The organism is Micromonospora sp. 15K316 (genome assembly GCF_004348525.1).
In the GTDB taxonomy this organism is placed as follows: Bacteria; Actinomycetota; Actinomycetes; order Mycobacteriales; family Micromonosporaceae; genus Micromonospora.
Map to the genome: position 1 here is coordinate 1 of NZ_SMKG01000017.1, position 21,735 is coordinate 21,735.

23 protein-coding genes and 3 tRNA genes are annotated in these 21,735 nt (G+C 72.6%); 14 read left to right on the plus strand and 12 right to left on the minus strand.

Going from position 1 to position 21,735, the window contains the following annotated elements:
• The coding region (locus E1211_RS06585) for an LCP family protein (protein WP_371686130.1) at positions 1-846 on the minus strand (846 nt) is incomplete at its 3' end.
• 352 nt (positions 847-1,198) lie between these two features.
• Between E1211_RS06585 and E1211_RS06590 the strand changes: the two genes are divergently transcribed.
• Both E1211_RS06590 and E1211_RS06595 read left to right on the plus strand, forming a co-directional pair.
• The gene (locus tag E1211_RS06590; RefSeq protein WP_132346467.1) at positions 1,199-2,032 is read left to right on the plus strand and encodes a class I SAM-dependent methyltransferase; all 834 of its coding nucleotides are present in this window, start codon (positions 1,199-1,201) and stop codon (positions 2,030-2,032) included.
• A 4-nt stretch (positions 2,033-2,036) separates the two neighbouring features.
• Positions 2,037-2,858, plus strand: a complete 822-nt coding sequence (locus E1211_RS06595) for an MOSC domain-containing protein (RefSeq protein WP_132346469.1) — start codon at positions 2,037-2,039, stop codon at positions 2,856-2,858.
• Between the two features lie 30 nt (positions 2,859-2,888).
• On the opposite strand, the gene E1211_RS06600 is transcribed toward E1211_RS06595, so the two are convergent.
• The 4 genes from E1211_RS06600 to bcp form a co-directional block, all read right to left on the minus strand.
• Positions 2,889-3,266 carry a nuclear transport factor 2 family protein gene (locus E1211_RS06600; protein WP_132346471.1) on the minus strand — a complete coding sequence of 126 codons (378 nt, stop codon included), beginning with the start codon at positions 3,264-3,266 and terminating at the stop codon, positions 2,889-2,891.
• Between the two features lie 81 nt (positions 3,267-3,347).
• On the minus strand, positions 3,348-3,899 hold the full coding sequence (locus E1211_RS06605) for an N-acetyltransferase family protein (protein WP_371686131.1): 552 nt from the start codon (positions 3,897-3,899) through the stop codon (positions 3,348-3,350).
• Between the two features lie 58 nt (positions 3,900-3,957).
• Positions 3,958-4,040 (minus strand) — tRNA-Leu (locus tag E1211_RS06610).
• Between the two features lie 278 nt (positions 4,041-4,318).
• The gene (bcp, locus tag E1211_RS06615; RefSeq protein ID WP_132346475.1) at positions 4,319-4,792 is read right to left on the minus strand and encodes a thioredoxin-dependent thiol peroxidase; all 474 of its coding nucleotides are present in this window, start codon (positions 4,790-4,792) and stop codon (positions 4,319-4,321) included.
• A gap of 161 nt (positions 4,793-4,953) precedes the next feature.
• On the opposite strand from bcp, the gene E1211_RS06620 reads away from it, so the two are divergent.
• The 4 genes from E1211_RS06620 to E1211_RS06635 are packed head-to-tail and all read left to right on the plus strand — an operon-like array spanning position 4,954 to position 7,631.
• Positions 4,954-5,670: an energy-coupling factor ABC transporter permease gene (locus tag E1211_RS06620; RefSeq protein WP_132346477.1), complete on the plus strand. Its 717-nt coding sequence runs from the start codon at positions 4,954-4,956 to the stop codon at positions 5,668-5,670.
• On the plus strand, positions 5,667-6,086 hold the full coding sequence (locus E1211_RS06625; RefSeq protein ID WP_132346479.1) for a PDGLE domain-containing protein: 420 nt from the start codon (positions 5,667-5,669) through the stop codon (positions 6,084-6,086). Before E1211_RS06620 ends, E1211_RS06625 begins: the two co-directional genes overlap by 4 nt.
• Positions 6,087-6,090: 4 nt before the next feature.
• The gene (cbiQ, locus tag E1211_RS06630) at positions 6,091-6,861 is read left to right on the plus strand and encodes a cobalt ECF transporter T component CbiQ (protein WP_132346481.1); all 771 of its coding nucleotides are present in this window, start codon (positions 6,091-6,093) and stop codon (positions 6,859-6,861) included.
• A complete protein-coding gene (locus tag E1211_RS06635; protein ID WP_132346483.1) occupies positions 6,858-7,631 on the plus strand; it encodes an energy-coupling factor ABC transporter ATP-binding protein in 774 nt (257 codons plus the stop codon). The genes cbiQ and E1211_RS06635 overlap by 4 nt, the downstream gene beginning before the upstream one ends.
• On the opposite strand, the gene E1211_RS06640 is transcribed toward E1211_RS06635, so the two are convergent.
• The 4 genes from E1211_RS06640 to E1211_RS06655 are packed head-to-tail and all read right to left on the minus strand — an operon-like array spanning position 7,595 to position 10,655.
• Positions 7,595-8,806, minus strand: coding sequence for a hypothetical protein (locus tag E1211_RS06640; RefSeq protein WP_243709382.1), 1,212 nt, complete (start codon positions 8,804-8,806; stop codon positions 7,595-7,597). The genes E1211_RS06635 and E1211_RS06640 overlap by 37 nt on opposite strands.
• Positions 8,803-9,519 carry a thioredoxin domain-containing protein gene (locus E1211_RS06645; RefSeq protein ID WP_132346485.1) on the minus strand — a complete coding sequence of 239 codons (717 nt, stop codon included), beginning with the start codon at positions 9,517-9,519 and terminating at the stop codon, positions 8,803-8,805. The genes E1211_RS06640 and E1211_RS06645 overlap by 4 nt, the downstream gene beginning before the upstream one ends.
• The gene (locus tag E1211_RS06650; protein ID WP_132346487.1) at positions 9,512-10,036 is read right to left on the minus strand and encodes a MauE/DoxX family redox-associated membrane protein; all 525 of its coding nucleotides are present in this window, start codon (positions 10,034-10,036) and stop codon (positions 9,512-9,514) included. The genes E1211_RS06645 and E1211_RS06650 overlap by 8 nt, the downstream gene beginning before the upstream one ends.
• Before the next feature lie 34 nt (positions 10,037-10,070).
• The gene (locus E1211_RS06655) at positions 10,071-10,655 is read right to left on the minus strand and encodes a sigma-70 family RNA polymerase sigma factor (protein ID WP_132346489.1); all 585 of its coding nucleotides are present in this window, start codon (positions 10,653-10,655) and stop codon (positions 10,071-10,073) included.
• 286 nt (positions 10,656-10,941) lie between these two features.
• Between E1211_RS06655 and E1211_RS06660 the strand changes: the two genes are divergently transcribed.
• The 3 genes from E1211_RS06660 to E1211_RS33860 all read left to right on the plus strand — a co-directional run bounded on the left by E1211_RS06660 (position 10,942) and on the right by E1211_RS33860 (position 14,593).
• Positions 10,942-12,603 carry a copper resistance CopC/CopD family protein gene (locus E1211_RS06660; protein WP_132346491.1) on the plus strand — a complete coding sequence of 554 codons (1,662 nt, stop codon included), beginning with the start codon at positions 10,942-10,944 and terminating at the stop codon, positions 12,601-12,603.
• A gap of 17 nt (positions 12,604-12,620) precedes the next feature.
• On the plus strand, positions 12,621-13,364 hold the full coding sequence (locus tag E1211_RS06665; protein WP_132346493.1) for a YcnI family protein: 744 nt from the start codon (positions 12,621-12,623) through the stop codon (positions 13,362-13,364).
• A 143-nt stretch (positions 13,365-13,507) separates the two neighbouring features.
• Entirely contained in the window at positions 13,508-14,593 is a 1,086-nt protein-coding gene (locus E1211_RS33860) for a hypothetical protein (RefSeq protein WP_132346496.1), read from the plus strand.
• Between the two features lie 186 nt (positions 14,594-14,779).
• Here E1211_RS33860 and E1211_RS06675 read toward each other — a convergent pair whose 3' ends face one another.
• Positions 14,780-16,111: a glycosyltransferase 87 family protein gene (locus E1211_RS06675; RefSeq protein WP_132346498.1), complete on the minus strand. Its 1,332-nt coding sequence runs from the start codon at positions 16,109-16,111 to the stop codon at positions 14,780-14,782.
• 66 nt (positions 16,112-16,177) lie between these two features.
• On the opposite strand from E1211_RS06675, the gene orn reads away from it, so the two are divergent.
• From orn to E1211_RS32940, 3 genes are all read left to right on the plus strand, one after another.
• Complete coding sequence (gene orn, locus E1211_RS06680) at positions 16,178-16,774, plus strand: oligoribonuclease (RefSeq protein ID WP_132346500.1); 597 nt, start codon at positions 16,178-16,180, stop codon at positions 16,772-16,774.
• 126 nt (positions 16,775-16,900) lie between these two features.
• Positions 16,901-16,976, plus strand: a tRNA-His gene (locus E1211_RS06685).
• Positions 16,977-17,228: 252 nt separating this feature from the next.
• The gene (locus E1211_RS32940; RefSeq protein ID WP_207915280.1) at positions 17,229-17,408 is read left to right on the plus strand and encodes a DUF397 domain-containing protein; all 180 of its coding nucleotides are present in this window, start codon (positions 17,229-17,231) and stop codon (positions 17,406-17,408) included.
• A gap of 159 nt (positions 17,409-17,567) precedes the next feature.
• On the opposite strand, the gene E1211_RS06695 is transcribed toward E1211_RS32940, so the two are convergent.
• Together E1211_RS06695 and E1211_RS06700 are read right to left on the minus strand one after the other, a co-directional pair.
• Complete coding sequence (locus tag E1211_RS06695) at positions 17,568-18,863, minus strand: Ig-like domain-containing protein (protein WP_132346502.1); 1,296 nt, start codon at positions 18,861-18,863, stop codon at positions 17,568-17,570.
• Between the two features lie 239 nt (positions 18,864-19,102).
• Positions 19,103-20,365, minus strand: a complete 1,263-nt coding sequence (locus tag E1211_RS06700) for an Ig-like domain-containing protein (protein ID WP_132346504.1) — start codon at positions 20,363-20,365, stop codon at positions 19,103-19,105.
• 186 nt (positions 20,366-20,551) lie between these two features.
• On the opposite strand from E1211_RS06700, the gene E1211_RS06705 reads away from it, so the two are divergent.
• Positions 20,552-20,624: transfer RNA gene (locus E1211_RS06705), tRNA-Lys, on the plus strand.
• A gap of 102 nt (positions 20,625-20,726) precedes the next feature.
• A complete protein-coding gene (locus E1211_RS06710) occupies positions 20,727-21,701 on the plus strand; it encodes an NADPH:quinone reductase (RefSeq protein WP_132346506.1) in 975 nt (324 codons plus the stop codon).
• Positions 21,702-21,735 lie beyond the last annotated feature (34 nt).

A 21,735-nucleotide genomic window follows, 5' to 3' on the forward strand; every position in this document is an offset into this window, starting at 1 on the left:
CACCCGGCCCGTCCCCTTCGACGGGCAGGTGAAGAAGGCGAGGTTGCCGCCGCGCAGGCCGCGAAGCTCCATGGCGAAGTCCACCAGGGACAGCGACTTGTCCACCGCCACCGCGCTCGCCGTGGCCTTGACGAAGGAGTTGAGCTTCCCGGGGTTCGCCAGGACACCGCCGGTGGCGGCCTTGTCCAGGATCGCCTTGATGACCTGCTGCTGGTGCCGGATGCGGGCGAAGTCGCCGTCGGCGAAGGCGTGCCGCTCGCGGGCGTAGTCGAGCGCCGCGGCGCCGTCCATGGTCTGCGGACCCTTGGCGAACGTCCGGCTACCGCTCAGCGAGTACTTCGTGGTGAAGCCCTTCTCGACATCGATCTCGATGCCACCCAGGGCGTCGACGATCTCCTTGAACCCGGCGAAGTCGACCATCGCGACGTGGTCGATGCGGACGGCGGTGAACTTCTCCACCGTCTGCACCATCAGCGGGACACCGCCCCAGGCGTACGCCGCGTTGATCTTCGCGTCGCGGCCGCCGTGCCCGTTCTTGGACTTCGGCACGGGCACCCAGGTGTCCCGTGGGATCGAGATGAGCTGCGCGCTCGACCGGTCCTTCGGCAGGTGGGCCAGGATGATGGTGTCGCTGCGGGAGCCACCGGTGTTCTCCGGGTCGCGGGAGTCGCTGCCCAGGATCATGATGTTCATCGCGCCCTTGGCCACCGGCTCGGGGCGTGACTCCACCGGTACGTCCTCGAACGCGTCGACCCGGCCGACGTCGGACTCCACGGAGCGCAGGTAGAGGCCGCCGGCGACCACCGCGCCGCCACCGAGCAGGAGGACCACCACCAGACTGATCAGGGCGATCCGCCGCCAGCGGCGCCGTCGGCGCGGCCGCTCCGAGCCGTCGGTCGGTTCCGGAGCGTGGGTCACCACCGAGGGCTCCGCGCCGAGATCCGTGGTCTGTTCATGTCGAGGCATGGCGCGATGCTACTGATTCAGGTAACGAGCCGTGCACCCTCGTCCGGCCATCGGGGTCAACCGGCCGGTCGGTTGCCGCTCACTCGATGAGCCCGTCTCCACCCCCGACCGTGCGGTGCGCGCGCGGCGTCGACGCGCTCACGCACCGGCAGGCGGTGCGGCCGGTGGACGGGCCCGATCGGAAGCGCGCTTTCCCAGCCATCGATCAGCATCGCCTGGTATCAAGACAGCCGTGGATGCAACGAAGCTCCGACGGGCCATCGCCCGTACCCCGCTCGCCCCGGTCGCGGCCTTCCCCAAGCGGCTGGCCCGGGTCGCCCGCCACGACGCCAAGGTGCTGCGCACCTCGGCCCGCTGGCTCGTCACCTCCCGAGAGCACCACAACTACACGTACGAGCTGACCAAGCTCAGCCGCCACCACCTCGCCTGGTTCGTCGGCGTCGTCTGCGACCGGCCGGTCGCGCAGGTGCGCCGCTACTTCGCCGAGATCGAGTCCGACGACGCGCTGCGCCGACACATCGAGCGGGCCACGGCCACCGCCGCCCGGCGTGGCCTCGCCGACAGACACGTGCGCTACGCCCGCCGCATCGGCTGGTACGCGATGGTCCGCGCGACCCGCCCCGCGCACGTCGTGGAGACCGGGGTGGACAAGGGGCTGGGCAGCTGCGTCCTGGCCTCGGCCCTGCTGCGCAACGCCGCCGAGGGCCACCCGGGTCGGCTGACCTCGCTCGACATCAACCCGGAGGCGGGCTACCTCGCCCGCACCGCGCCCTGGTCCGAAGTGGTCGACCTGGTGATCGGCGATTCGATCGCCTCGATCGCCGCGCTGGACCGGCCCGTCGACCTCTTCCTGCACGACAGCGACCACAGCCGCGCCCACGAGAAACGCGAGTTCGAGGAGGTGGAGGGGAGGCTCGCCCCCGGCGCGATCCTGCTCACCGACAACGTCACCAGCACCAACGTCCTCGCCGAGCACGCCGAACGCACCGGCCGCCGCTTCCTCGCCTACCGGGAGACGCCCGCCAACCACTGGTACCCCGGGGACGGCATCGGCGTGGCATGGTAGGCGGATGCGCCTGAGCGCCATCCACACCTACCCGGTCAAGGGCTGCCACCGGCTCGACCACGACGGCACGCAGGTGCAGCCGTGGGGGCTGGCCGGTGACCGGCGCTGGATGGTGGTGGACGCCGACGGCGTCGGCGTCACCCAGCGGGAGACCGAGCGCCTGGTCGGGTTGCACGCCACGCTCCGTGACGGCGCACTGCTGCTGCGGGCGGACGGGCGACCCGACCTGGCGGTGCCCGAGCCGGCCGGCGGCGAGCCCCTGCCCGTGCGTACGTTCCGCAGCCGGAAACTGCCCGTGCCGGCGCTGCCCGCCGGGCCGGCCGCGGACGACTGGCTCGGTGCCCTGCTCGGCCGCCCCGTGCGGCTGGTCTTCCTGGCCCGGCCCACCCGGCACCTCGCCGCCGACGCCCGGGGGCACGACACCGGTGACCAGGTCAGCTTCGCCGACGCCTACCCGCTGCTGCTGGCCAACGTCGCCTCGCTGACCGCGCTCAACGACTGGCTCGCCGAGGCCGGCGAGGAGCCGGTGCCGATGAGCCGCTTCCGGCCCAACCTGGTCGTCGACGGCGCACCGGCCTGGGCCGAGGACGACTGGGAGGGCCGCCCGCTGCGCATCGGCGAGGTGACGTTCCGCGCCGCCGGGCCGTGCGACCGGTGCGTGGTGACGACCATCGACCAGGAGACCGGGGTACGCGGCCGCGAGCCGCTGCGCACGCTCGGCCGGCACCGCAACGTGCGGCAGAAGCTCCTCTTCGGACTGCACCTCGTCCCCACCGGAACCGGCCCGCTGGCCGTCGGCGCGCCGCTGACGCTGCTGGACGGCTGACGGGCGCCGCCGCCGGCAGCCCGAGACGACTCAGGCCGGGCCGATGTGCGCCGCGAGGAGCCGCCAGTCGCCCTCGCCGTCGTAGACCCACGTCCGCGTGTACCGCAGCCGAGCCTCGAACGGCGAACCCCCGAACCTGCCCGCCACCCGCCCGACGAAGAACGTCACCCCGGTGAAACCCTCGACGAGCAGCTCCACCTGCTCCTCGACGAGCTCGTCGATCACCGACGTGCCGCTGTGGTGGGCGACGAGGTCGTCCTGCTTCGTGAACCTGCCGCCGTCCGGGCCGATGGCGATCAGGTGGTCGTCGAGCAGCTCGTCGAGCGCGACGACGTCCCCGGCCCGCTGCGCGGCCTGAAGTCGGCGCTCCGCGTCCAGCAGGGCCGCCTCGAGTTCGCTGTCCGGCACGGTGTCGCCCTCCTGACCTGCCCTCCGCCGACGTCCGGCGGGTCTGATTGTGGCAGGAGGCGGGTGGTCGGCGGGGCGGATCTACCGTCCGGCGTCCGACGCGGCGGCCGACAGGTCGAGCCACATGAGGACCTCGTCCCGGTCGTCGCCGGGCGCCACCCGCAGCGCCCGGGGCAGCCGGCCGATCTCCCGGTAGCCGAGCCGCCCGTAGAAGCGGTCGAGCCCGAGCCCGTCCCGCAGGGTCACGTGCAGCGCCTCGAAGCCCAGCGCCCGGCCGATCCGCTCGGCCTCCCGCATCAGCTCCGAGCCGTACCCCTTGCCCTGGGTGTCGGGGTGGACCATCACCCGCTTCAGCACACACCAGTGCGCCTTGAGCGCGAACCGGTTGTCGGTGAAGATCAGGGCGGCGACGAGCCGCTCACCCTCGTACCCGAGCAGCAGCCGGTCCGGCCCGTCGCTGATCCCGGCGAAGGTCGGGTCGGCGAGGGCGCGTACGTCGGCGGCGGTCACCGGCGGCACGAAGCCGACCGCCCCGCCGGCGTTGCTGACGTCCGCCCAGAGCAGCACGATCTGTTCGCGCAGCTCAGGCGTCAGCTCGGGGTTGAGGACGAAGCGCAGGCTCACACCAGCAATCCTCACCGGCCGACGTGCCGGGTGCCTCGCCTTCGTGATCATCGCGACATCGTTCGAGTGCGGGAGGGGGGTTTCGAACCCCCACGTCCTCTCGGACACAGGCTCCTAAGGCCTGCGCGTCTGCCGTTCCGCCACTCCCGCCGACGCGCTGAGTCTAGTGCGTCGCGCTGCGACGGTGCGCAGTCCCGCCCGCCGTAGCGGATTCGACACGTGATCACGCGCTCGCCTGCGGTGGCGTCTCTGATGAGGTCGGCGAGCTTACGCGGGCCGAGCTCCGGGTTCGCGAGGGCGTGACGCACGACGACGTCGTCGAAGGATGGGCGACGGCTCGGCTCAGCGGTGGGTGCCACGGTGCCGAGAGCGGCGAGCCGCGCTCGTATCGGACCACTCACGCGAGGTAGTGGCCCGATACGACATGTTCAGTCGAGGCCGAGGTCGCGGCGGAGCTTGGCGACGTGCCCGGTGGCCTTGACGTTGTAGAGCGCCCGCTCGATCTTCCCGTCGGGGTCGATGACGAAGGTGGAGCGGATCACGCCGGTCACGGTCTTGCCGTAGAGCTGCTTCTCGCCGTACGCGCCGTAGGCGGTCAGCACGCTCTTGTCGGTGTCGGCGACGAGCGGGAAGGTGATCGCGTCCCGCTCGCGGAACTTCGCCAGCTTCTCCGGCTTGTCCGGCGAGATGCCGACCACCTCGTAGCCGGCGGCCTGCAGGGAGGCGAGCGAGTCGCGGAAGTCACAGGCCTGCTTGGTGCAGCCGGGGGTCATCGCCGCCGGGTAGGCGTAGAGGATCACCCGGCGACCGCGGAGGTCGGCCAGGGAGAGCGTGTCGCCGGTGTCGGTGGGCAGGGTGAACTCGGGTGCCGGGTCACCGGGGGAGAGGCGGGAAGCGGTCATTGCCCGACCCTACCGCTGGTGGTGGCGGCCGGGTCGGCGCCGGCACGCGGCGCTCTGTTGATCAACACCGAGGCTTAATGCCAGCTCTTTGCAAGAGAAAGGTTCGGGAAATAGGCTGATCCAGCCGGCGAGGACGGGCCCGCCGACACGTGGGAGGTCGCGTGGAAACCCTGGCGATGCACATCTCGAACGGGATCATCAACGGTCCCGTGGCCGCGATATTCGCGGCACTCGCGCTGGCGACCCTGACCGTCTGCGTGCTGCGCGGGCGGCGGGACCTCGACGACCGCCTCGCCCCGATGGCCGGGCTGGTCGCCGCGTTCATCTTCGCCGTGCAGATGCTCAACTTCCCGATCTTCACCGCCGGCGTCAGCGGCCACCTGCTCGGCGGCGCGCTCGCCGCGATGCTGGTCGGCCCGTGGGTGGGTGCGCTCTGCGTGGCAGTGGTGCTGGTCGTGCAGGCGCTGGTCTTCGGTGACGGCGGGGTGGCGATGCTCGGTCTGAACATCACCAACATGGCGCTCATCGGCACCGCCGCCGGGTACCTGCTCATCGCGCTGCTGCTGCGGGTGCTGCCCCGCACGCCGGCCGGCCTGGCGGTGACCGCCTTCGTCTCCGCCCTGGTGAGCGTGGTGGTCGCGTCCCAGGGCTTCGTCCTGGAGTACTGGCTGGGCGGCACCACCGATCTCGGCAGCAACCTGGCGGGCCTGGCCGGCACGATGGCCGGCGCGCACCTGTTCATCGGCATCGGCGAGGGCCTGATCACCGCGACCACGGTGGTCACCGTCGCCAAGGTCCGTCCCGACCTCGTCTACGCGCTGCGCGGGCTGCGCCCCGCCGCCGCGCCCACCGTCCCGGCCGTCGGAGGTGTCCGGTGAGCAAGCGCCCCTGGGTCTTCATCGTCGGCGGCCTGCTGGTCGCCCTGGTACTGGCCGGCGTGGTCAGCAACTACGCCTCCTCCCACCCGGACGGGCTGGACTCGTCACTGCTCAAGGGCTGCACCGTCGACGCCGACGACAACATCGTCGGCGGCAGCTGCCCGGCCCAGCAGGCCAAGGATCACGAGCTGGCCGACAGCCCGCTGGCCGACTACGGCGTACGCGGCGTGGATAACGCCTTCCTCTCCACGGGCCTCTCCGGGGTGCTCGGCGTACTGCTGACCTTCGCCATCGGCGGCGGCGCCTTCTGGCTGCTGCGCCGACGCTCGTCCGGTGCCACGCCGGAGACCGACGGGGAGCCCGGCAGCGAGGCGACCGTCGAGGGCGCGGCGTCGACGCCAGCCGGCCGGAGCTGACGCGGTGGGGGCCGGTCACTCGCATGTGCTGTACCGCGAGAGCTCCTCGCCGGTGCACCGGCTTCCGCCCGAGGTCAAGATCGTGGCGATGGTGGTCTTCACCATCGCGGTGGTGGCCACCCCGCGCGAGGCGTTCTGGGCCTTCGGCGGGTACGCCCTGCTGGTGGCGGCGGTCGCGGCACTGGCCCGGGTCGGCCCGCGTTGGCTGCTCGGCCGGGCCCTGATCGAGCTGCCGTTCGTGCTCTTCGCGATCGCGCTGCCGTTCCTCGGGGCGGGCGAACGGATCACCGTCGCCGGGTTGCACCTCTCGGTGGACGGCCTCTACGGCAGCTGGAACATCCTGGCGAAGGGCACCCTCGGCGTCCTCGCGTCGCTGCTGCTCGCCGCGACCACCACCACCCGGGACCTGATCCTCGGCCTGGACCGGCTGCGCTGCCCGCAGCTGCTCACCCAGATCGCCAGCTTCATGCTGCGCTACCTCGACGTGCTGGTCGGCGAGGCACGGCGGATGCGGGTGGCCCGGATCTCCCGGGGCGACGACCCGCGCTTCCTCTGGCAGCTGCGCGGCTTCGCCGCCGGCATCGGCGCGCTCTTCCTGCGCGCGTTCGAGCGGGGCGAGCGGGTGTACCTGGCGATGCTCTCCCGCGGCTACTCGGGCCGGATGCCGGCGGTCTGGCAGGGGGCGGGCGCGGCCACCGCCGGGCAGTGGCTCGTCGCGGCCACCGTGCCGGTGCTCGCGGCCTCGATCGCGGCCACCGCCCTGGTGCTGGGATGATGGGCGCCGTGCAGCCGACACCCGCCAGCCTGGACGTCCACGGCGTCCGCTACGCGTACCCCGACGGGCACGTGGCCCTGCACGGGGTGGACCTCACCGTGCCGCGCGGCGAGCGGGTGGCCCTGCTCGGCCCGAACGGCGCCGGCAAGACCACGCTCGTGCTGCACCTGAACGGCATCCTCACCCCGACCGAGGGGAGCGTGAGCGTCGGCGGGCTGACCGTGACGCCGGACCGGGCGACCCTCGCCGAGGTGCGGCGTCGGGTCGGCATCGTCTTCCAGGACCCGGACGACCAGCTCTTCCTGCCCACCGTCGCCGAGGATGTGGCGTTCGGCCCGGCGAACCTGGGGCTGCGGGGGGCGGAGCTGGCCGCGCGGGTCGACGAGGCGCTCGCCGCGGTCGGCATGTCCGAGCATCGGGACCGCGCGCCGCACCACCTCTCGTTCGGGCAGCGCCGTCGGGTGGCGGTGGCCACCGTGCTCGCCATGCGCCCGGAGATCCTGGTGCTCGACGAGCCGTCGTCGAACCTCGACCCGGCGGCCCGGCGGGAGCTGGCCGAGATCCTCCGCGCGCTGCCGGTGACGATGCTCATGGTCACCCACGACCTGCCGTACGCCGCCGAGCTCTGCGATCGGGCGGTGATCCTCGACGGTGGGCGGATCGTCGCCGACGCCCCCACCGCCGACCTGCTCGCCGACGCCGACCGGCTGGCGCGGCACCGCCTGGAGCTGCCCTACGGCTTCGACCCGCGGGCGGCCGCCCGCTCCTGACCTTCGGCGCCGGTCGCCGCCCGTCCCGTGGTGGCGTCCGGACCGGTGACGGCCGCCTCCGGCGCGGTGGCGTCCTCCGCCGCCCCGACCGGGTCCGTCGCCCCGTCGGGCCGGGCCGTGGGGGTGCGTGCGGCGTGCAGGCGCAGCGCCCCGGCGGCCGTCGCGCCCACACCGGAGATCAGTACGGCCGCGACGAGCACCCGCGCCCACGTGGCCGACCAGGGGGCCGGGGCGACCGCGCGGGCGAAGACGGTGGCGTTCGCCGCCCCGGCGAAGAGCGCCAGGCAGGCGCCGGCCAGCGCCACGACGAAGTCGGCGGCGGGGCGGCGGGCCAGGGCGTACGCGCCGGCCGCGATCGCGCCGAGCCCGGTGAGCAGCGCCCAGAGCTGCCCGGTGAGCAGCCCGAGCAGCAGCCCGCCGAACCCCTCCGTGCCGGCGTCCAGGGCACGACCCACGGTGTACGCCACGGCGGCTGTCCCGCCGGCGGTCAGCAGCGCGCCCAGACCGGCGATCGCCCGTCCGCCCGGTACGGAGGCCGGCGCGAGCAGCCCGAGCGCGCCGACCGCGAGCAGGCCGACGATCGTCACGGCCCACCAGGTGTACGCGTCGGGCGGTGGTATCCAGTCGAGCGTGCCGTGGATCTCCATCGGCTCCGCGCCGTCGCGCAGCGGCACCGACCAGTCCCGGACCCGGTGCTCCCGGTCCGGGGCGGCCAGGGCGGCGGCCGGCGGCGCGGCTTCCCGGTAGAGGGCCCGCTGGTCGTGCCAGCGCACGCTCGGCCCGTCGGCCACCCGCCGCCACGACGGCTCGGCAGCCGGGTCGGCCTCCGGTGGGAGCCTGGTCTCTCCGTTGATGGTGCGGTTGAGGTAGGTAGCGGGGGAGTGGACGTTCTCGAAGACACCGTCGGGACCGACGCGCAGGTAGGGCTCGCCGGAGTAGCCGATCACCTCGACGGGTCGGCCGGTGCGGTTGGTCAGTTCGAGGCGTGCACCCGCCTCGACCGCCCGGATCTCCAGCCCGTCGCGGGCCGGGGTGATGCCGGTGACGGTGGTCCGGTAGTCGGTGCCGTCGGGGGCGTCGGCGCCGTGCGCGGCGGCCGGGGCGGCGGTGGCGACCGTCGCGGTGAGGGCGGCGGCGGCGACCAGGCCGGCGCGCGTCAGCAGACTCCGGATCACTTGCCGGCCGCCTCCACGGCCGCCCGGATCCCTTCGGGGCTGCGGTCGTCGACCTGCTGCCCGTCGATGATCACGGTGGGCGTGCCGGTGACGTTGTTGCGACTCGCCGTGTCGGTGACGTGCTCGGTCCAGGCCTTGAAGGTGCCGTCCCGGACGCAGGAGCCGAAGTCGTCGCGGTTCAGCCCGACGCCCGCGCCGATGTCGATCAGCTCGTCGTCGGTGAGTCCGGCGCTGCCCTCCGGCGGCTGCCGCTGGTAGAGCGCCTTGGCGTACTCGGCGAATTTGCCCTCGTCGGCGGCGCAGCCGGAGGCGGCGGAGGAGCGGGTGGAGTACTCGGTGGTGGAGAAGCGGTTGAGGTACGCCACCGGGTGGTAGACGGCGCGGATCCGGCCCTCGCTGATCAGCTGGTCGACGGTGCCGCCCGTGGTGTCCTGGAACTGCTTGCAGACCGGGCAGAGGAAGTCCTCGTAGATGTCGACGGTCACCGGGCCGGAGCCGACCACCACGCCGGTGCCGCCCTCGGCCGTGTTCTTCGGCGCGGTGAACTCGTCGGACTTCTGGCTGGACCAGACGCCCCAGCCGATCAGCCCTGCGATGAGCACGACGGCCACCGCGGTCACCGAGACCCACATCGTCCGCCGGCGTCGACGTTCGCGGGCGAGCTGCTGCCGTACGACCTTGGCCGCGCCCTTCTGTCCCTTACGACTACTCATCATCGTCCTCCACGACGGGTTCTCCCGTCAGCCAGCCGTCCACCGAGACGGGCGTACGGGGCCAGATCAGCAGGAATCCCGCCATCACCAGGAATCCCAGGTCCCGAAGGATCTCCGGGAGGTAGCTCGGCGCCTGTCCCTCGGCGAGCTGCCCGCCGCTGCCGAAGCATCCGCAGTCGATGGCGAGCCCCCGGACCCAGGCCGACGCGATGCCGGTGATGAAGATCACCAGAAGGGCGGCGGAGATTCCCGCGGTGAGCCGGGTCGCCAGCCCGAGCAGCAGGAGCACGCCCAGGGCCAGCTCGACGAAGGGCAGCGCGGCGCCGACCACTGTCGCCACGTCGTACGGCAGGACCTGGTAGGCGTTCACCGCCCGGCCGGCGGCGGCGAGGTCGTCGACCTTCGACGCGCCGGCGAGCAGCCACACTGCGGCCAGGCCGAGGCGAGCGGCCGTGCCGAGCCAGGGCCGGACGGCGGGCCACCGCAGGGCCCGGGTGCGCGGTGCTGTCACGGTCATTAGTCGTCCCGCCTCCACCGGAAGTTCCGCCCGGTCAGCCGGCCAGGGCGTCGCCGACCGCCTCGACCAGGTCGTCACGGGCCCGGGCCACCCGGGAGCGGATGGTGCCGACCGGCACCCCCTCCACGGCGGCGGCCTCGGCGTAGGAGAGGCCGAGCAACTGGGTGAGCACGAACGCGCTCCGCCGTTCGGCGGGCAGCCGGCGCACCAGGTCCGCCGCGCCGAGCTGCCCCGCCGGATCCGGGTAGGGCCGGTCGGTGTGCGCGTTCGCGGTCAGCCGGGCATCGAGGCGACGGCGGCGCACCACCGCGCGCAGGTGGTCGGCGCAGGTCCGGCGGGCGATGCCGAGCAGCCAGGTGCGGGCGCTGGAGCGCCCCTCGAACGCGGGCAACGCCCGGAACGCCCGCAGGTAGGTCTCCTGGGCCAGGTCGTCCGCGCTCTCCGGGTCCACCAGCGCCGCCGCGAACCGCCACACCTCCACCTGGGTGAGCCGGACGAACGCGGCCTGGGCGGCCGGGTCGCCGCCGCGCGCGGCGAGCGCGCACTCGGTCGCCGGATCCCGGCCAGCGCCGGCCGGTTCGGCGGGGCCGGCGGAGGCGTCGCGCGGGGCGGGGATCACGACAACCCAGGTTACGCGGCACGTGACGGGCGGCGGGCGTGCTTGGACTCATCCATGGCCTGCACCACGTCGGGAACTTTCTCCGGGTTCTGGCCGACTACCCGCTCATGACATGCGACCACGCGCGCGCGGCGCTGTCGGCACGGCCGGGCGGGGAGGAACCGCCGGCGGCGCCGGCGGAGCGGGACGCGCACCTGCCGGAGTGCGGGGGCTGCCGGGCCCGGCGGGCCCGCTCTTCGGGGCGCGGGTGATGCGGGGTGGCCGCCGACCGCCGAGATCGGCGAGCATGGCCGGCATGATCCCCGCCCCTCGCCGCTGGTTCGCCCGGTTCTGCGCCGCCGCCGGGCTGCTCGTCGCCGTCGTCGCCCTCCTGATCGCCCCGGCCACCCCCGCGAGTGCGCACGCGGTGCTGACCAGCTCCTCTCCCGCCGCGTCGGCCGTGGTGCCGACCGGGCCGTCGGAGGTGGTGCTCACCTTCAGCGAGTCGGTGCGGAAGGTGCCCGACAAGATCCGAGTGATCGCGCCGGACGGCTCCCGTGCCGATCGCGGCGAGCCCACCTTCGCGGGCGCCGTGGTGAAGATCCCGGTCGACCCGGCCGGTGAGAACGGCACCTACCTCGTCAGCTACCGGGTGATCTCGGCCGACAGCCATCCGGTCTCCGGCGCGTTCACCTACTCCGTCGGCGCCCCGTCGCCACCCCCGGTGGACAGCGGCGACACCAGCCGGGCGAACCCGGTCGTCGAGAACGCGGTGAAGGTCGCCAAGTTCTTCGGCTACGCCGGTCTCGCGCTGCTGATCGGGCCGGCGCTGGTGCTCGCCGCGCTCTGGCCGCGCCGCCTCGACCGGCGCGGTCCGGCCCGGCTGGCCTGGACCGGTCTCGGTCTGGTCGCCCTCGCCACCGTCGCCGACCTGTGGTTGCAGGTGCCGTACACCGCCGGTGGTGGGCTCTTCGACGTCACCGGTGAAGGCATCAGCAGCGTGCTGGGCAGCACCTTCGGCGCGGTGCACCTGGTCCGCCTCGGCCTGCTCGCGGCGGCCGCCTTCCTGCTCCGTCCGCTGCTCGCCGGGCCGGCCGGTCGCGCCGACGCGATCATCCTGGCGGTGCTCGGTGTGGCCGGTCTGGTGACCTGGCCGCTGGCCGGGCACCCGGCGGCCTCGCCAGCCCCGGCCGTGTCGGTGGTCGTCGACACCGTGCACCTGGGCAGCATGGCGGTCTGGCTCGGCGGGCTGCTGATGCTCGCCGTCTTCCTGCTGCGCCGCGGCGACGAGCGGGAACTCGGCGCGATCATGCCGATCTGGTCCCGCTGGGCCGCGCTGGCCGTCTCCGCGCTGCTGCTCGCCGGCGTCGTGCAGGGTCTGATCGAGGTGGCCACGCCGAGCGCCCTGATCAACACCACCTACGGCCAGCTGCTGCTCGTCAAGATCGGGCTGTTCGTACTGGTCATGGGGGTGGCGGCGTACTCGCGGCAGATGGTGCGCCGGCGGATCGCCGAGCAGCGGCCGGGGGCGGTGCGCCGGGCCGTCTGGGTGGAGCTGGCCATCACGGCGGTGGTGCTCGGCGTGACCGCGACGCTGGTGCAGACCCCGCCGGCCCGTACCGCCGCCGAGACGGCCGGGGCCGAGGCCGGCTACTTCAGCAGCACCCTCACCAGCACGCTGCTCAACATCCAGGTCGAGCTGGATCCGGCCGAGCGCGGCAACAACAGCATGCACCTCTACGCGTACACCAAGGACAACCGGCCACAGCCGGTGGTGGAGTGGAAGGCCACCGCCGCCCTGCCGTCGGCCGGGATCGAGCCGATCGAGATCCCGCTCCTGCCGCTGAGCGACAACCACGCCACCGGCGAGATCAACCTTCCCGCGTCCGGGGACTGGCAGCTGAAGCTGACCGCCCGGACCTCCGACATCGACCAGGCGACGGTGACCGCCACCGTGCCGATCCGTTAGAGAGAGGTTCCGATCCCATGACCCGTACCCGCCGTTCTCTGGCCGGCGCCGCGGCCCTGGCCGTCGGTGTCGTCGCCACCGCCGTGCTCGGCTTCGCGGCGCCCGCGTCGGCGCACGTCACGGTGAACCCGAAGGAGGCGACCCAGGGCGGCTACGGCCGGATCGCGTTCCGGGTGCCGAACGAGAGCGACACCGCCTCCACGGTGAAGCTCGAGGTGACACTGCCGGAGAACGCGCCGGTCGGGTCGGTCTCCACGATGCCGGTGCCGGGTTGGACGGTGGCGGTGGAGAAGCGGAAGGTGGACCCGCCGCTGGAGGTGCACGGCAGCCAGATCACCGAGGCGGTGTCGAAGCTGACCTGGACGGCGGCGGCCGACGCCGGGGTCAAGCCGGGACAGTTCCAGGAGTTCCCGGTCTCCCTCGGGCCGCTGCCACAGGTCGACAAGATGATCTTCAAGACGCTGCAGACGTACTCGGACGGCAACATCTCGCGGTGGATCGAGGAACCGACGCCGGGCGCGGAGGAGCCGGAGCACCCCGCGCCGGTGCTCACCCTGGCCGCCGCGTCCGAATCCGCCTCCGCGTCGGCGGCGCCGGTCGCGAACAACGCGCAGGCCGCCGGTGGCGACGGTGACGAGGACGAGGGGAACGGGCTCGCCACCGGGCTGGGCATCGCCGGACTGGTCGCCGGGCTCGCCGGCCTGGTGCTCGGTGGGCTCGCGTTCAGCCGTAGCCGTCAGGAGCCGGCCGCGAAGGCCTGACCCGTACCGCGTCGCGCGGGCCCGCCGGAGATCCGGCGGGCCCGCACGCTTTCCGCCGATCGCGTGCCGTGGATATCCCCTGATCGGCGCGTCGACGTCGGTAAGGTCGACCGGGTGTCTGGCTACGGAGGGGGACGGAACGGATGCGGTTCGTGCGCGCGTTCGCCGGAATGCTGCTGCTGATCATCGGTTTGCCGGCGTTGCTCGCCGGCGGCGCGCTCTGGCAGGTGACCCGGCACGCCGACCCGAGCGGCGCGTTCACCGCCCGCGTCGAGACCGTGCAGACGCCCGGCCACGCGGTCGTCGTGGCCGACCTGGACCGCCTGCTGCGGCAGGAAGCCCCGTTCACCCGGTTCGGGCAGGCGCGGCTGCGCCTCGAGGCCCGGACGCCGGACGGCCCGGCGCTGCTCGGTCTGGCTCCGGCCGACGAGGTGCGGCGCTGGTTGGAGCCCGTACCGCACGCCACGGTGCGCCGCGTGGCGCTGGCCCGCGGCCCGCTGCCGGTCCGGCTCGAGCCGGCGGGCGCGTCGCCGGCCGCCGGCGACGCGCGGACCGTGCCCGTCGGGCACCCCGCCTGGGTACGGGAGGGCGTCGGAGAGTTGGCGTGGACCGCGGACGAGCTGGCGGACGGCCCGCTGAGCCTGGTGGTGATGCGCCCGGACGGCCGCGCGGACCTGGCCCTGGACCTGCGCGTCGAACTGGATCTCGGCTGGACGGCCCCGGCGATGTGGGGTCTGCTGGCCGGCGGAGTGCTGCTGGTGACGTTCGCCGTGCTGCTGCTGTTCCGCCCGGTGCGGCCCCGGGAGGTGGTCTTCGTGGTCGAACCGGATCAGGTCCCGGTGCTCGCCGGCCGTCTCGGCGTCACCTCGCTCAGTGGACTGGGTGCCCAGCCGACCGGCGGCGAGGATCGGATGGCCCGGGTGCAGCGGCAACTCGTCGCGGTCGGTTCCGGTGCCGTCGCGCGGTCCGCGATCGGCGCGCTGCCCGCCCACCGACCGGCCAGCCTCGCGGACGTCGTCGAGACCGGGCGTCCCGGCGATGCGGGCGGCGGCTCCCACTTGGCGGCTGCCGGCGCACGCTCGTCGACCGCGACCGCCGAGCGCCCGCCGACGGTGGCGCTCACCCTCGCCTGGCCGCCCGGGCAGCCGGAGGGCACGGTCCGGCCGGTGCCGATGTCGGGCCGGGAGCCGGCCGGAGGGTCGACGGAGGACGTCGGTCAGCGGACCTGAGCGCCGCCCGCCGACGGTGCTGTGCACCCGATCGGGTGGGCTGCGACAGGGGCTCGCCGGGGAAAGGCTCCGGACGACGAGTGGCCCTCCGCGCTGCCGACGCGGAGGGCCACTCGCACCGGGGGATCGGTGCCGCTACCCGAGTTGTCCGTGAGGTAGTTGAGGTCAGATTAGCGCCGATGGTCGCTACTCGGGGCCTCTGTCCATTTGGTGCAATTTCTCGGGCGCGGCGACGGGCCGGGACGTCTCCGGTCGCGGCACGTACGGCCGGGCCGGCAGGGTGACCAGCAGCAGCAGGCTGAGCAGCACATACGTGTTGCGGATCAGGAACTGCCCCGGGGTGTCCGTGACGACCGGCTCGACGCCCCAGTCGTAGAACGTGACGACGCCATAGACGATCACGGCGGTGGTGGCGATCGCCAGCGTCGCCAGCCAGCGCCGTCGACCGGCGCTGTCGGCCGAACCGGTGGTGGCGGGATCGTCAACGCGCGACGGGCGGCCGCCCAGCGCCGCGTTGGCGAGGACCACCACGGCCGGAATGAACCAGTAGAGGTGGTGGGTCCAGGTGATCGGGCTGACCAGCCCCCCGACCAGCCCGGTCAGCGTCAGGCCGGCGAGGTGGTCGCCCATCCGCGCCGCCCGGGCCGCCCGCCACAGCCCGTACCCGGCCACCACCGCGACCAGCAGCAGCCAGAGCAGCCGGTCCGGCTTCTCCGGCGCGGTGAAGCGACTGAGCAGCCCGAAGAGCGACTGGTTGCCGGTGTAGTCGGTGCGGCCCACCCGGTCGGTCGCCCAGAGCTCGTGCGTCCAGAACCGCCACGAGTCGTTCGGCGCGACGGCCGCCGCGAGCAGCGTCGCCGCCGCCGCGGTGGCGCTGGCCACCGCCGCCGCCCACCACCGCCGGCAGGCGAGCAGGTAGACGATGAAGATGCCGGGAAAGAGCTTCAGCGCCGTCGCCAGCCCCACGCCGACCCCGGCCCACCGCCGACCCTGCGGTACGGCGAAGAGCAGGTCGGCGAGGATCAGGACGACCAGCAGCATGTTGATCTGGCCGAAGGTGATGGTCTCGCGGGTGCTCTCCACGGCCAGCACCAGCAGCACCGCCACCGTGACGACGAACACCCGGGGCAGACCGTGCCGGGCGATCACCGGACGGACCAGCCAGCGGGTGGTCGCCACCACCCCGAGCACGGTGAGGATCGTGAAGATCGTGATGGTGGCGCCGAGCGGGATCAGCGCGAACGGCCGCAGCAGCAGCGCGCTGAACGGCGGGTAGGTGAAGTAGAGCTCGCCCTGGACCCGGTCCGGCTGGGCGTAGTCGTAGAGCGGATTACCCGCCCCCCACCACCGCATCGCCCGCATGTAGATCTTCAGGTCGAAGAAGTCGTGCACCCGTCCCGGCAGGTAGAGCGCCGGCAGTACGGCGGCCAGCGCGACGACCGTCACGAGGCGGCGGACCGTACGGCCACCGGGGTCGTCGTCGGTGACGGCGGGCGGTGCGACGGATTCGGGTGGCACGGGGAAACCCTAGCGGGCTGCTCCCCGTGGAGCCCGCATCCGTGCCCCGTGGGCTGCGCGTAGTCTGTGCCGGTGGCTGATCTTCTCGTCTGGATCGACTGTGAGATGACCGGGTTGGACCTCGGCAGGGACAAGCTGATCGAGGTGGCGGCGCTGGTCACCGACCCCGATCTGAACGTCCTCGGTGACGGCGTCGACGTGGTGATCCACGCGGACGACGCGGCGCTGGACGCGATGCCGGAGATCGTCCGCACGATGCACGCCAAGTCCGGGCTGACCGAGGAGGTCCGCCGCTCCACGGTCAGCCTGACCGAGGCGGAGGACATGGTGCTCGACTACGTCAGCAGCTACGTGAAGGACCCGCGTACCGCCCCGCTCTGCGGCAACTCGATCGCCACCGACCGGGGCTTCATCGCCCGGGACATGCCCCGGCTCGACAACCACCTGCACTACCGGATGATCGACGTCTCCTCGATCAAGGAACTCTGCCGCCGGTGGTACCCGCGGGTGTACTTCGGCCAGCCGGCCAAGGGGCTGGCGCACCGGGCGCTGGCGGACGTCCGGGAGAGCATCCGGGAGCTGGAGTACTACCGGCGGACGGTCTTCGTGCCGCTGCCCGGCCCCGACGTCGAGAGCGCCAAGGCGATCGCCGCGCAGCTCTGAGCCCTGCTCGGGACACCCGCCGGTAGCGCCGGGGCGTCCGGTGCAACCCGCTGGACGCGGTCGCCGGGTGGGAGGCTATTATTGGTCCGCGCCCGCTCGGGGCGGTAAACCGGGCGCGGAGGCATGGTGGCTGTAGCTCAGTTGGCAGAGCACCGGGTTGTGGTCCCGGTTGTCGTGGGTTCAATTCCCATCAGTCACCCCAGTGCGTGACTCAGGCCCCCTCTTCGGAGGGGGCCTGCCGCGTTGTAGGGGTCAGTTGATCGACTCGACATCCCTGATCTCGGGGTGTCCCGACGCTGGGTTACCGCGACTTCAGTGAAGGCGAGTCGATCTCGACTGCCCCGGCGAGGCGTGCCGCCAGGACGAGTGGGCACAGAAGGGTTATCGGTCTCCGAATTACCGCGCCCCCAGGGACCGGCCGCAGCCTGCGGCCGCCGACCGGAAGGAGAAGGCCGTGGAGAAGCTTCAGTGGCGAACGCTGCGCTGCGACAACAGCGGACCCAACTGCCCCGAGATCGCCGAACGGGACAACCAGGTGTTCCTGCGCAGCAGCAAGCGACCTGAGCACGTCGCCGTCCTCGACGCCGCCGAGTTCGACACGCTCAAGCGGAAGATCCTGGACGGGAAGATCTGACGTCACCCTGTCGGGGCCGGCACCGCCGGCGGGGTCGACCCCGGCGGCCGTCCCGGGTCGCTCCGTCGCGCGGCGCCACCGGTGGACGCTCGTTCCGAGCCCCCGCGAACGCGAACGCCCCCTCCGTGTGGAGGGGGCGTTCGTCGTCTCTGCTCGGCGTCAGTTCGCCGTCGGGGTGACGTCCGGGTCGGGCGTCGCGTCGGTCGACGGCTGCGTCGGCGGCTCGTACGGGATCGCGCTGCCCTTGACGTACTCGCTCCAGCTCATGTTCCAGTCGGTCCAGCCGTTGCCGTTCTGGAGCTTGCGCTCGGTGCCCTTCACCGTGATCGGGTCACCGATGCGGGTGTTGGTGAAGAGCCACGCGCCCATGGCCATCGACACGTTCACGCATCCGTGCGACACGTTCACGCTGCCCTGCTGCCCTTCCGACCAGGGCGCGGCGTGGATGAACTCGCCACCCCAGGTGAGCCGCTGGGCGTAGTCGATCTTCGTGCGGTAGCCCTCCTCGGGCCCGAGCTCCTCGAAGGTGTCGAAGACCGTCTTGCGCAGCTTCTCGATGACCACCATCGTGCCGCTCGACGACGGGGTGCTCTTCTTGCCGAGGCTGACCGGGATCGTCTTGATGACCTTGCCGTCGCGGGTGACGGTCATCCGCTTGGTCTTGTTGTCCACCGTCATGATCAGTGCGGGGCCGATGTTGATGTCGACGGTGAGGTCGGCCCGCCCGTACCAGCCGTCGGCCATCGGCAGACCGCCGGCCTGCACGCGGTAGGAGACCTTGCTGTTGGCCTTCCAGAACTGCTTCGGCCGGTAGCGGATCTCGGTGGGGCTCACCCAGTGCCAGATGCCCTCCTGCGCCGGCACCGAGGTCACCGTCATCCGGCGCTGCACGTCGTCGCGGTAGTCCTCCGGAATCGCCCGGCTGAACTTGACGATCAGCGGCATGCCGACGCCGACGGTCTGGCCGTCGCCGAGGAAACTGCTCACCCGGATCTGCTGGTCGGGCTTCGCCATGGTGGTGAAGTTGCTGGTCGCGGTCGCGGGACGGCCGTCGTCGCCGGTCGCGGTCACGGTCGCGGTGTACGTCTCGCCGTACTTGAGCGCGCCGGACGGGAGCCAACTCTTGCCATCCGTGGCGAGCTTGCCCTTGACCGTCTCGCCCGCGGAGTCCTTGAGTTCGACAGTCGTCTCCACGGCCTCGGTGGTGCTGAAGGTGATGGCGGTGGAGGCGGGCACGTCCTTGGCGTCGGCCTTCGGCTCGCTGATGGTGGCCGCCGCCTTCGGGGCGGGAGTCTCGGCGCCGCCCTGCCACGACGACGGCTTGCCGCCGTCCCCGCTGGTGCAGGCGGAAGTGAGCGCCAGCGCGGCGGCGATCAGCCCCGCGGCGAGAGCGCGGCGTCGACCGACCTGCCGGCCGCCGCGCCGTCGGTTCAGCTGCTCCTGGTCAGCTCGCATGATTCCCTCACAGTCGTGATCCCCCGCACCAGCCATCGTCTCTTACAGACGCACCAGAACTGGTACCCGTTGCCTGGGGTGAAACGAAACACCCCGAGAACTCTTGCCCGGGTTGTTGCTGGAATTCGCTCTTTGCGAGCGGGACTCGATTTCAGGCGGGTTCGATCCCGGCCATCGACCTGACAGCGTACGCGACGCGCCGCGCCGGCTCGACGGTGCGAGCCGGTGCCGCGGTGACGTCAGAGCGCGGGCCCGGCCCCGCCCTCGGGCACCGGCAGGGCGCTGCCCTTGATGAACTGCGACCAGCTCAAACTCCAGGCGGTCCAACCGTTGCCGGCGGCCAGCTTGCGCTCGGTGCCCTTGATCGTGATCGGGTCGCCGACCCTCGTCTGCTGGAAGAGCCAGCGGGCGTTGGCCGTGGAGACGTTCACGCACCCGTGCGACACGTTCTGCCGCCCCTGCACGTGCTCCGACCAGGGCGCCGCGTGGATGTACTCGCCACCCCAGGTGATCCGCTGGGCGAACTCGATGTCGGTGACGTAGCGGTTGGCGGGATCGGGGTCGTCCCGGGTGTCGAAGACGGTCTTCTCCTTCTTCTCCATCACGACCATCGTGCCGCTGGAGGAGGGGGTGCTCTTCTTGCCCAGGCTCACCGGCATGGTCCGTACCAGCTTGCCGCCCTCGTACACCGTCATCTGCTTCGTGGCGTTGTCGACCTTCATCACGAAGGAGCGGCCGATCTTGCCGGTGGCCTTCCGGTCGACGTCGCCGTAGCGGCCGTTGCTCAGCGGGATGCCGGCCAGCGCGATCCGGACGGTGAGCGTCGTGCCCGGCTTCCAGTACTCCGGTGCCCGGTAGTAGGCCTGGGTGCCGTTCTCCACCCAGTGCCAGGCGCCCGGCTGCGGCGGATCGGTGCGGACGAACATCCGCTTCTGTACGGCCGCCCGGTCCTTCTTCGGGATGCCCGGATGGAACTCGGCCACCACCGGCATGGCCACCCCGTACGTCTTGTCGTCGAAGAGGTAGAGCCCGGAGCCGATCGTCGATCTCGGCTTCTTCATGGTGGTGAAGGTGCTGGTGCCCTGGCGGGCCGTCCCGTCGGCGCCGGTGGCGCTGACGGTCGCGGTGTAGGTGGTGCCGTACTTCAGGGGGGCGTTCGGCACCCACGACGAGCCGTCGGTGCGCATCTTGCCCTGGACCCGATCGCCGGCGGCGTTGGTCAGCGTGACCTCGGTGACCTTGGCGCCGTCCGGCAGGTCGGCGCTGATCTCGGTGCTGACCGGCTTGTTCTTCGTGCCGTTGCCCGGACTGACCGGCAACGGCGGCCCGGCCGGAGCGGACGGTGTCGACGTGCCGCCGATCGCGGCATCGGGGCTGGTCCCCGGTGCTGATCCGCCGACGAACGACGGTTTCTGCTGGTCGTCGCCGCACCCCGTCAGTGCCAGCGATGCCGCTAGAGCCAGTGCGCCCACCAACGCCCCGGCCCGCGTGAACGTGACCATCCCCACCTCTGTTCTCGCGTACCTGGCGGACATGGTGCCGCATCCCGCGTCGTCGCCAGGACCCCCGCACGGCGAATCCGGAGGGTTCGGAGCTTTTGCCCGTTAAGCTCGCCCGAAGGGGGGAGCCGGGTATCGGATTGGAACCCCGCTCGGCGCCCGTGCTAATGTTCTCCCCGTTGTCAGCGAGCGCCGCTAGCTCAACTGGCAGAGCAGCGGACTCTTAATCCGCGGGTTCGGGGTTCGAGTCCCTGGCGGCGCACAGATGGTGAAGGCTCTGGCCTGGTGTTCTGCATCGGGCCGGAGCCTTTTCGCATTCTGCCGAGAGGCGCGCGACGCTCGGCGGGCCGAGCAGAATGACGCCATGCGAGCCGTGTACATCGAGCGTCCCGGACCGGCCACGGAGATCCGGTTCGGCGACCTGCCGGCGCCCCGCCCCGGCCCGACCGACGTCCTGGTGGACGTGCTCGCCACGACAGTGAACCCCGTCGACACCTTCGTCCGCTCCGGGGCCTACGCCACGGCGCTGCCGCTGCCCTTCGTGGTCGGCCGGGACCTGGTGGGCCGGGTGGCCGAGGCCGGACCCGGCACGGCCGGCTTCCGCGCCGGTGACCTGGTCTGGTGCAACAGCCTGGGACACGACGGCCGGCAGGGCAGCGCCGCCGAGCAGGCCGTGGTGCCTGTCGACCGGCTGTACCGGCTGCCCGCCGGTGTCGACCCGGCCGCCGCGGTGACCGTGCTCCACCCCGCCGCCACGGCCTACCTGGCGTTGTTCGTCCACGGCCGCCTCCGACCCGCGGAGACGGTCGTCGTGGCCGGTGGCGCCGGCAACGTCGGCACCTCGCTCGTCGCGCTCGCCGCCACGGCCGGTGCGCGCGTCGTGGCGACCGCCTCGGCGGCCGACGCCGACCACTGTCGGCGCAACGGCGCCGCCGAGGTGCTCGACTACCGCGCCCCCGACCTCACCGACCAGTTGCGATCGGCCTGCCCGGACGGCGTCGACGTGTACCTGGACACGGCCGGCCGCAACGAGCTGGAATCGGTGATCGACCTGCTCGCCCCGCGGGGACGGGTCGTGCTGCTCGCCGGGGCCGCCGCCCGGCCGGTGCTGCCGGTCGGCGCGCTCTACCAGAACGACCGCGCCGTTCTCGGCTTCGTCATCTCCCGCGCCACCGTCGACGAGCTGGCCGAGGCCGCCAGGACGGTGAACCGGATGCTCGCCGCGGGGCGGCTGGCCCCGCGCGACACCGTTTCACTGCCGTTGTCGGCGATGGGGGAGGCGCACCGCATGCTCGAACAGGGGGAGCTGCGCGGTCGGCGAGTGGTGATCCACCCGTAGGACGGCCCTCCCGCTGGGCCGCTCCGGCGGCCTG

What these genes read in the sequence shown, in the direction of transcription:
- E1211_RS06595 (WP_132346469.1), top strand. Translation starts at nt 2,037, where the DNA reads ATGCGCCTGAGCGCCATCCACACCTACCCGGTCAAGGGCTGCCACCGG.
- bcp (WP_132346475.1), bottom strand. Translation starts at nt 4,792, where the DNA reads ATGACCGCTTCCCGCCTCTCCCCCGGTGACCCGGCACCCGAGTTCACC.
- E1211_RS06635 (WP_132346483.1), top strand. Translation starts at nt 6,858, where the DNA reads ATGATGGGCGCCGTGCAGCCGACACCCGCCAGCCTGGACGTCCACGGC.
- E1211_RS06645 (WP_132346485.1), bottom strand. Translation starts at nt 9,519, where the DNA reads ATGAGTAGTCGTAAGGGACAGAAGGGCGCGGCCAAGGTCGTACGGCAG.
- E1211_RS06650 (WP_132346487.1), bottom strand. Translation starts at nt 10,036, where the DNA reads ATGACCGTGACAGCACCGCGCACCCGGGCCCTGCGGTGGCCCGCCGTC.
- E1211_RS06660 (WP_132346491.1), top strand. Translation starts at nt 10,942, where the DNA reads ATGGCCGGCATGATCCCCGCCCCTCGCCGCTGGTTCGCCCGGTTCTGC.
- E1211_RS06665 (WP_132346493.1), top strand. Translation starts at nt 12,621, where the DNA reads ATGACCCGTACCCGCCGTTCTCTGGCCGGCGCCGCGGCCCTGGCCGTC.
- E1211_RS33860 (WP_132346496.1), top strand. Translation starts at nt 13,508, where the DNA reads ATGCGGTTCGTGCGCGCGTTCGCCGGAATGCTGCTGCTGATCATCGGT.
- E1211_RS06695 (WP_132346502.1), bottom strand. Translation starts at nt 18,863, where the DNA reads ATGCGAGCTGACCAGGAGCAGCTGAACCGACGGCGCGGCGGCCGGCAG.
- E1211_RS06700 (WP_132346504.1), bottom strand. Translation starts at nt 20,365, where the DNA reads ATGGTCACGTTCACGCGGGCCGGGGCGTTGGTGGGCGCACTGGCTCTA.
- E1211_RS06710 (WP_132346506.1), top strand. Translation starts at nt 20,727, where the DNA reads ATGCGAGCCGTGTACATCGAGCGTCCCGGACCGGCCACGGAGATCCGG.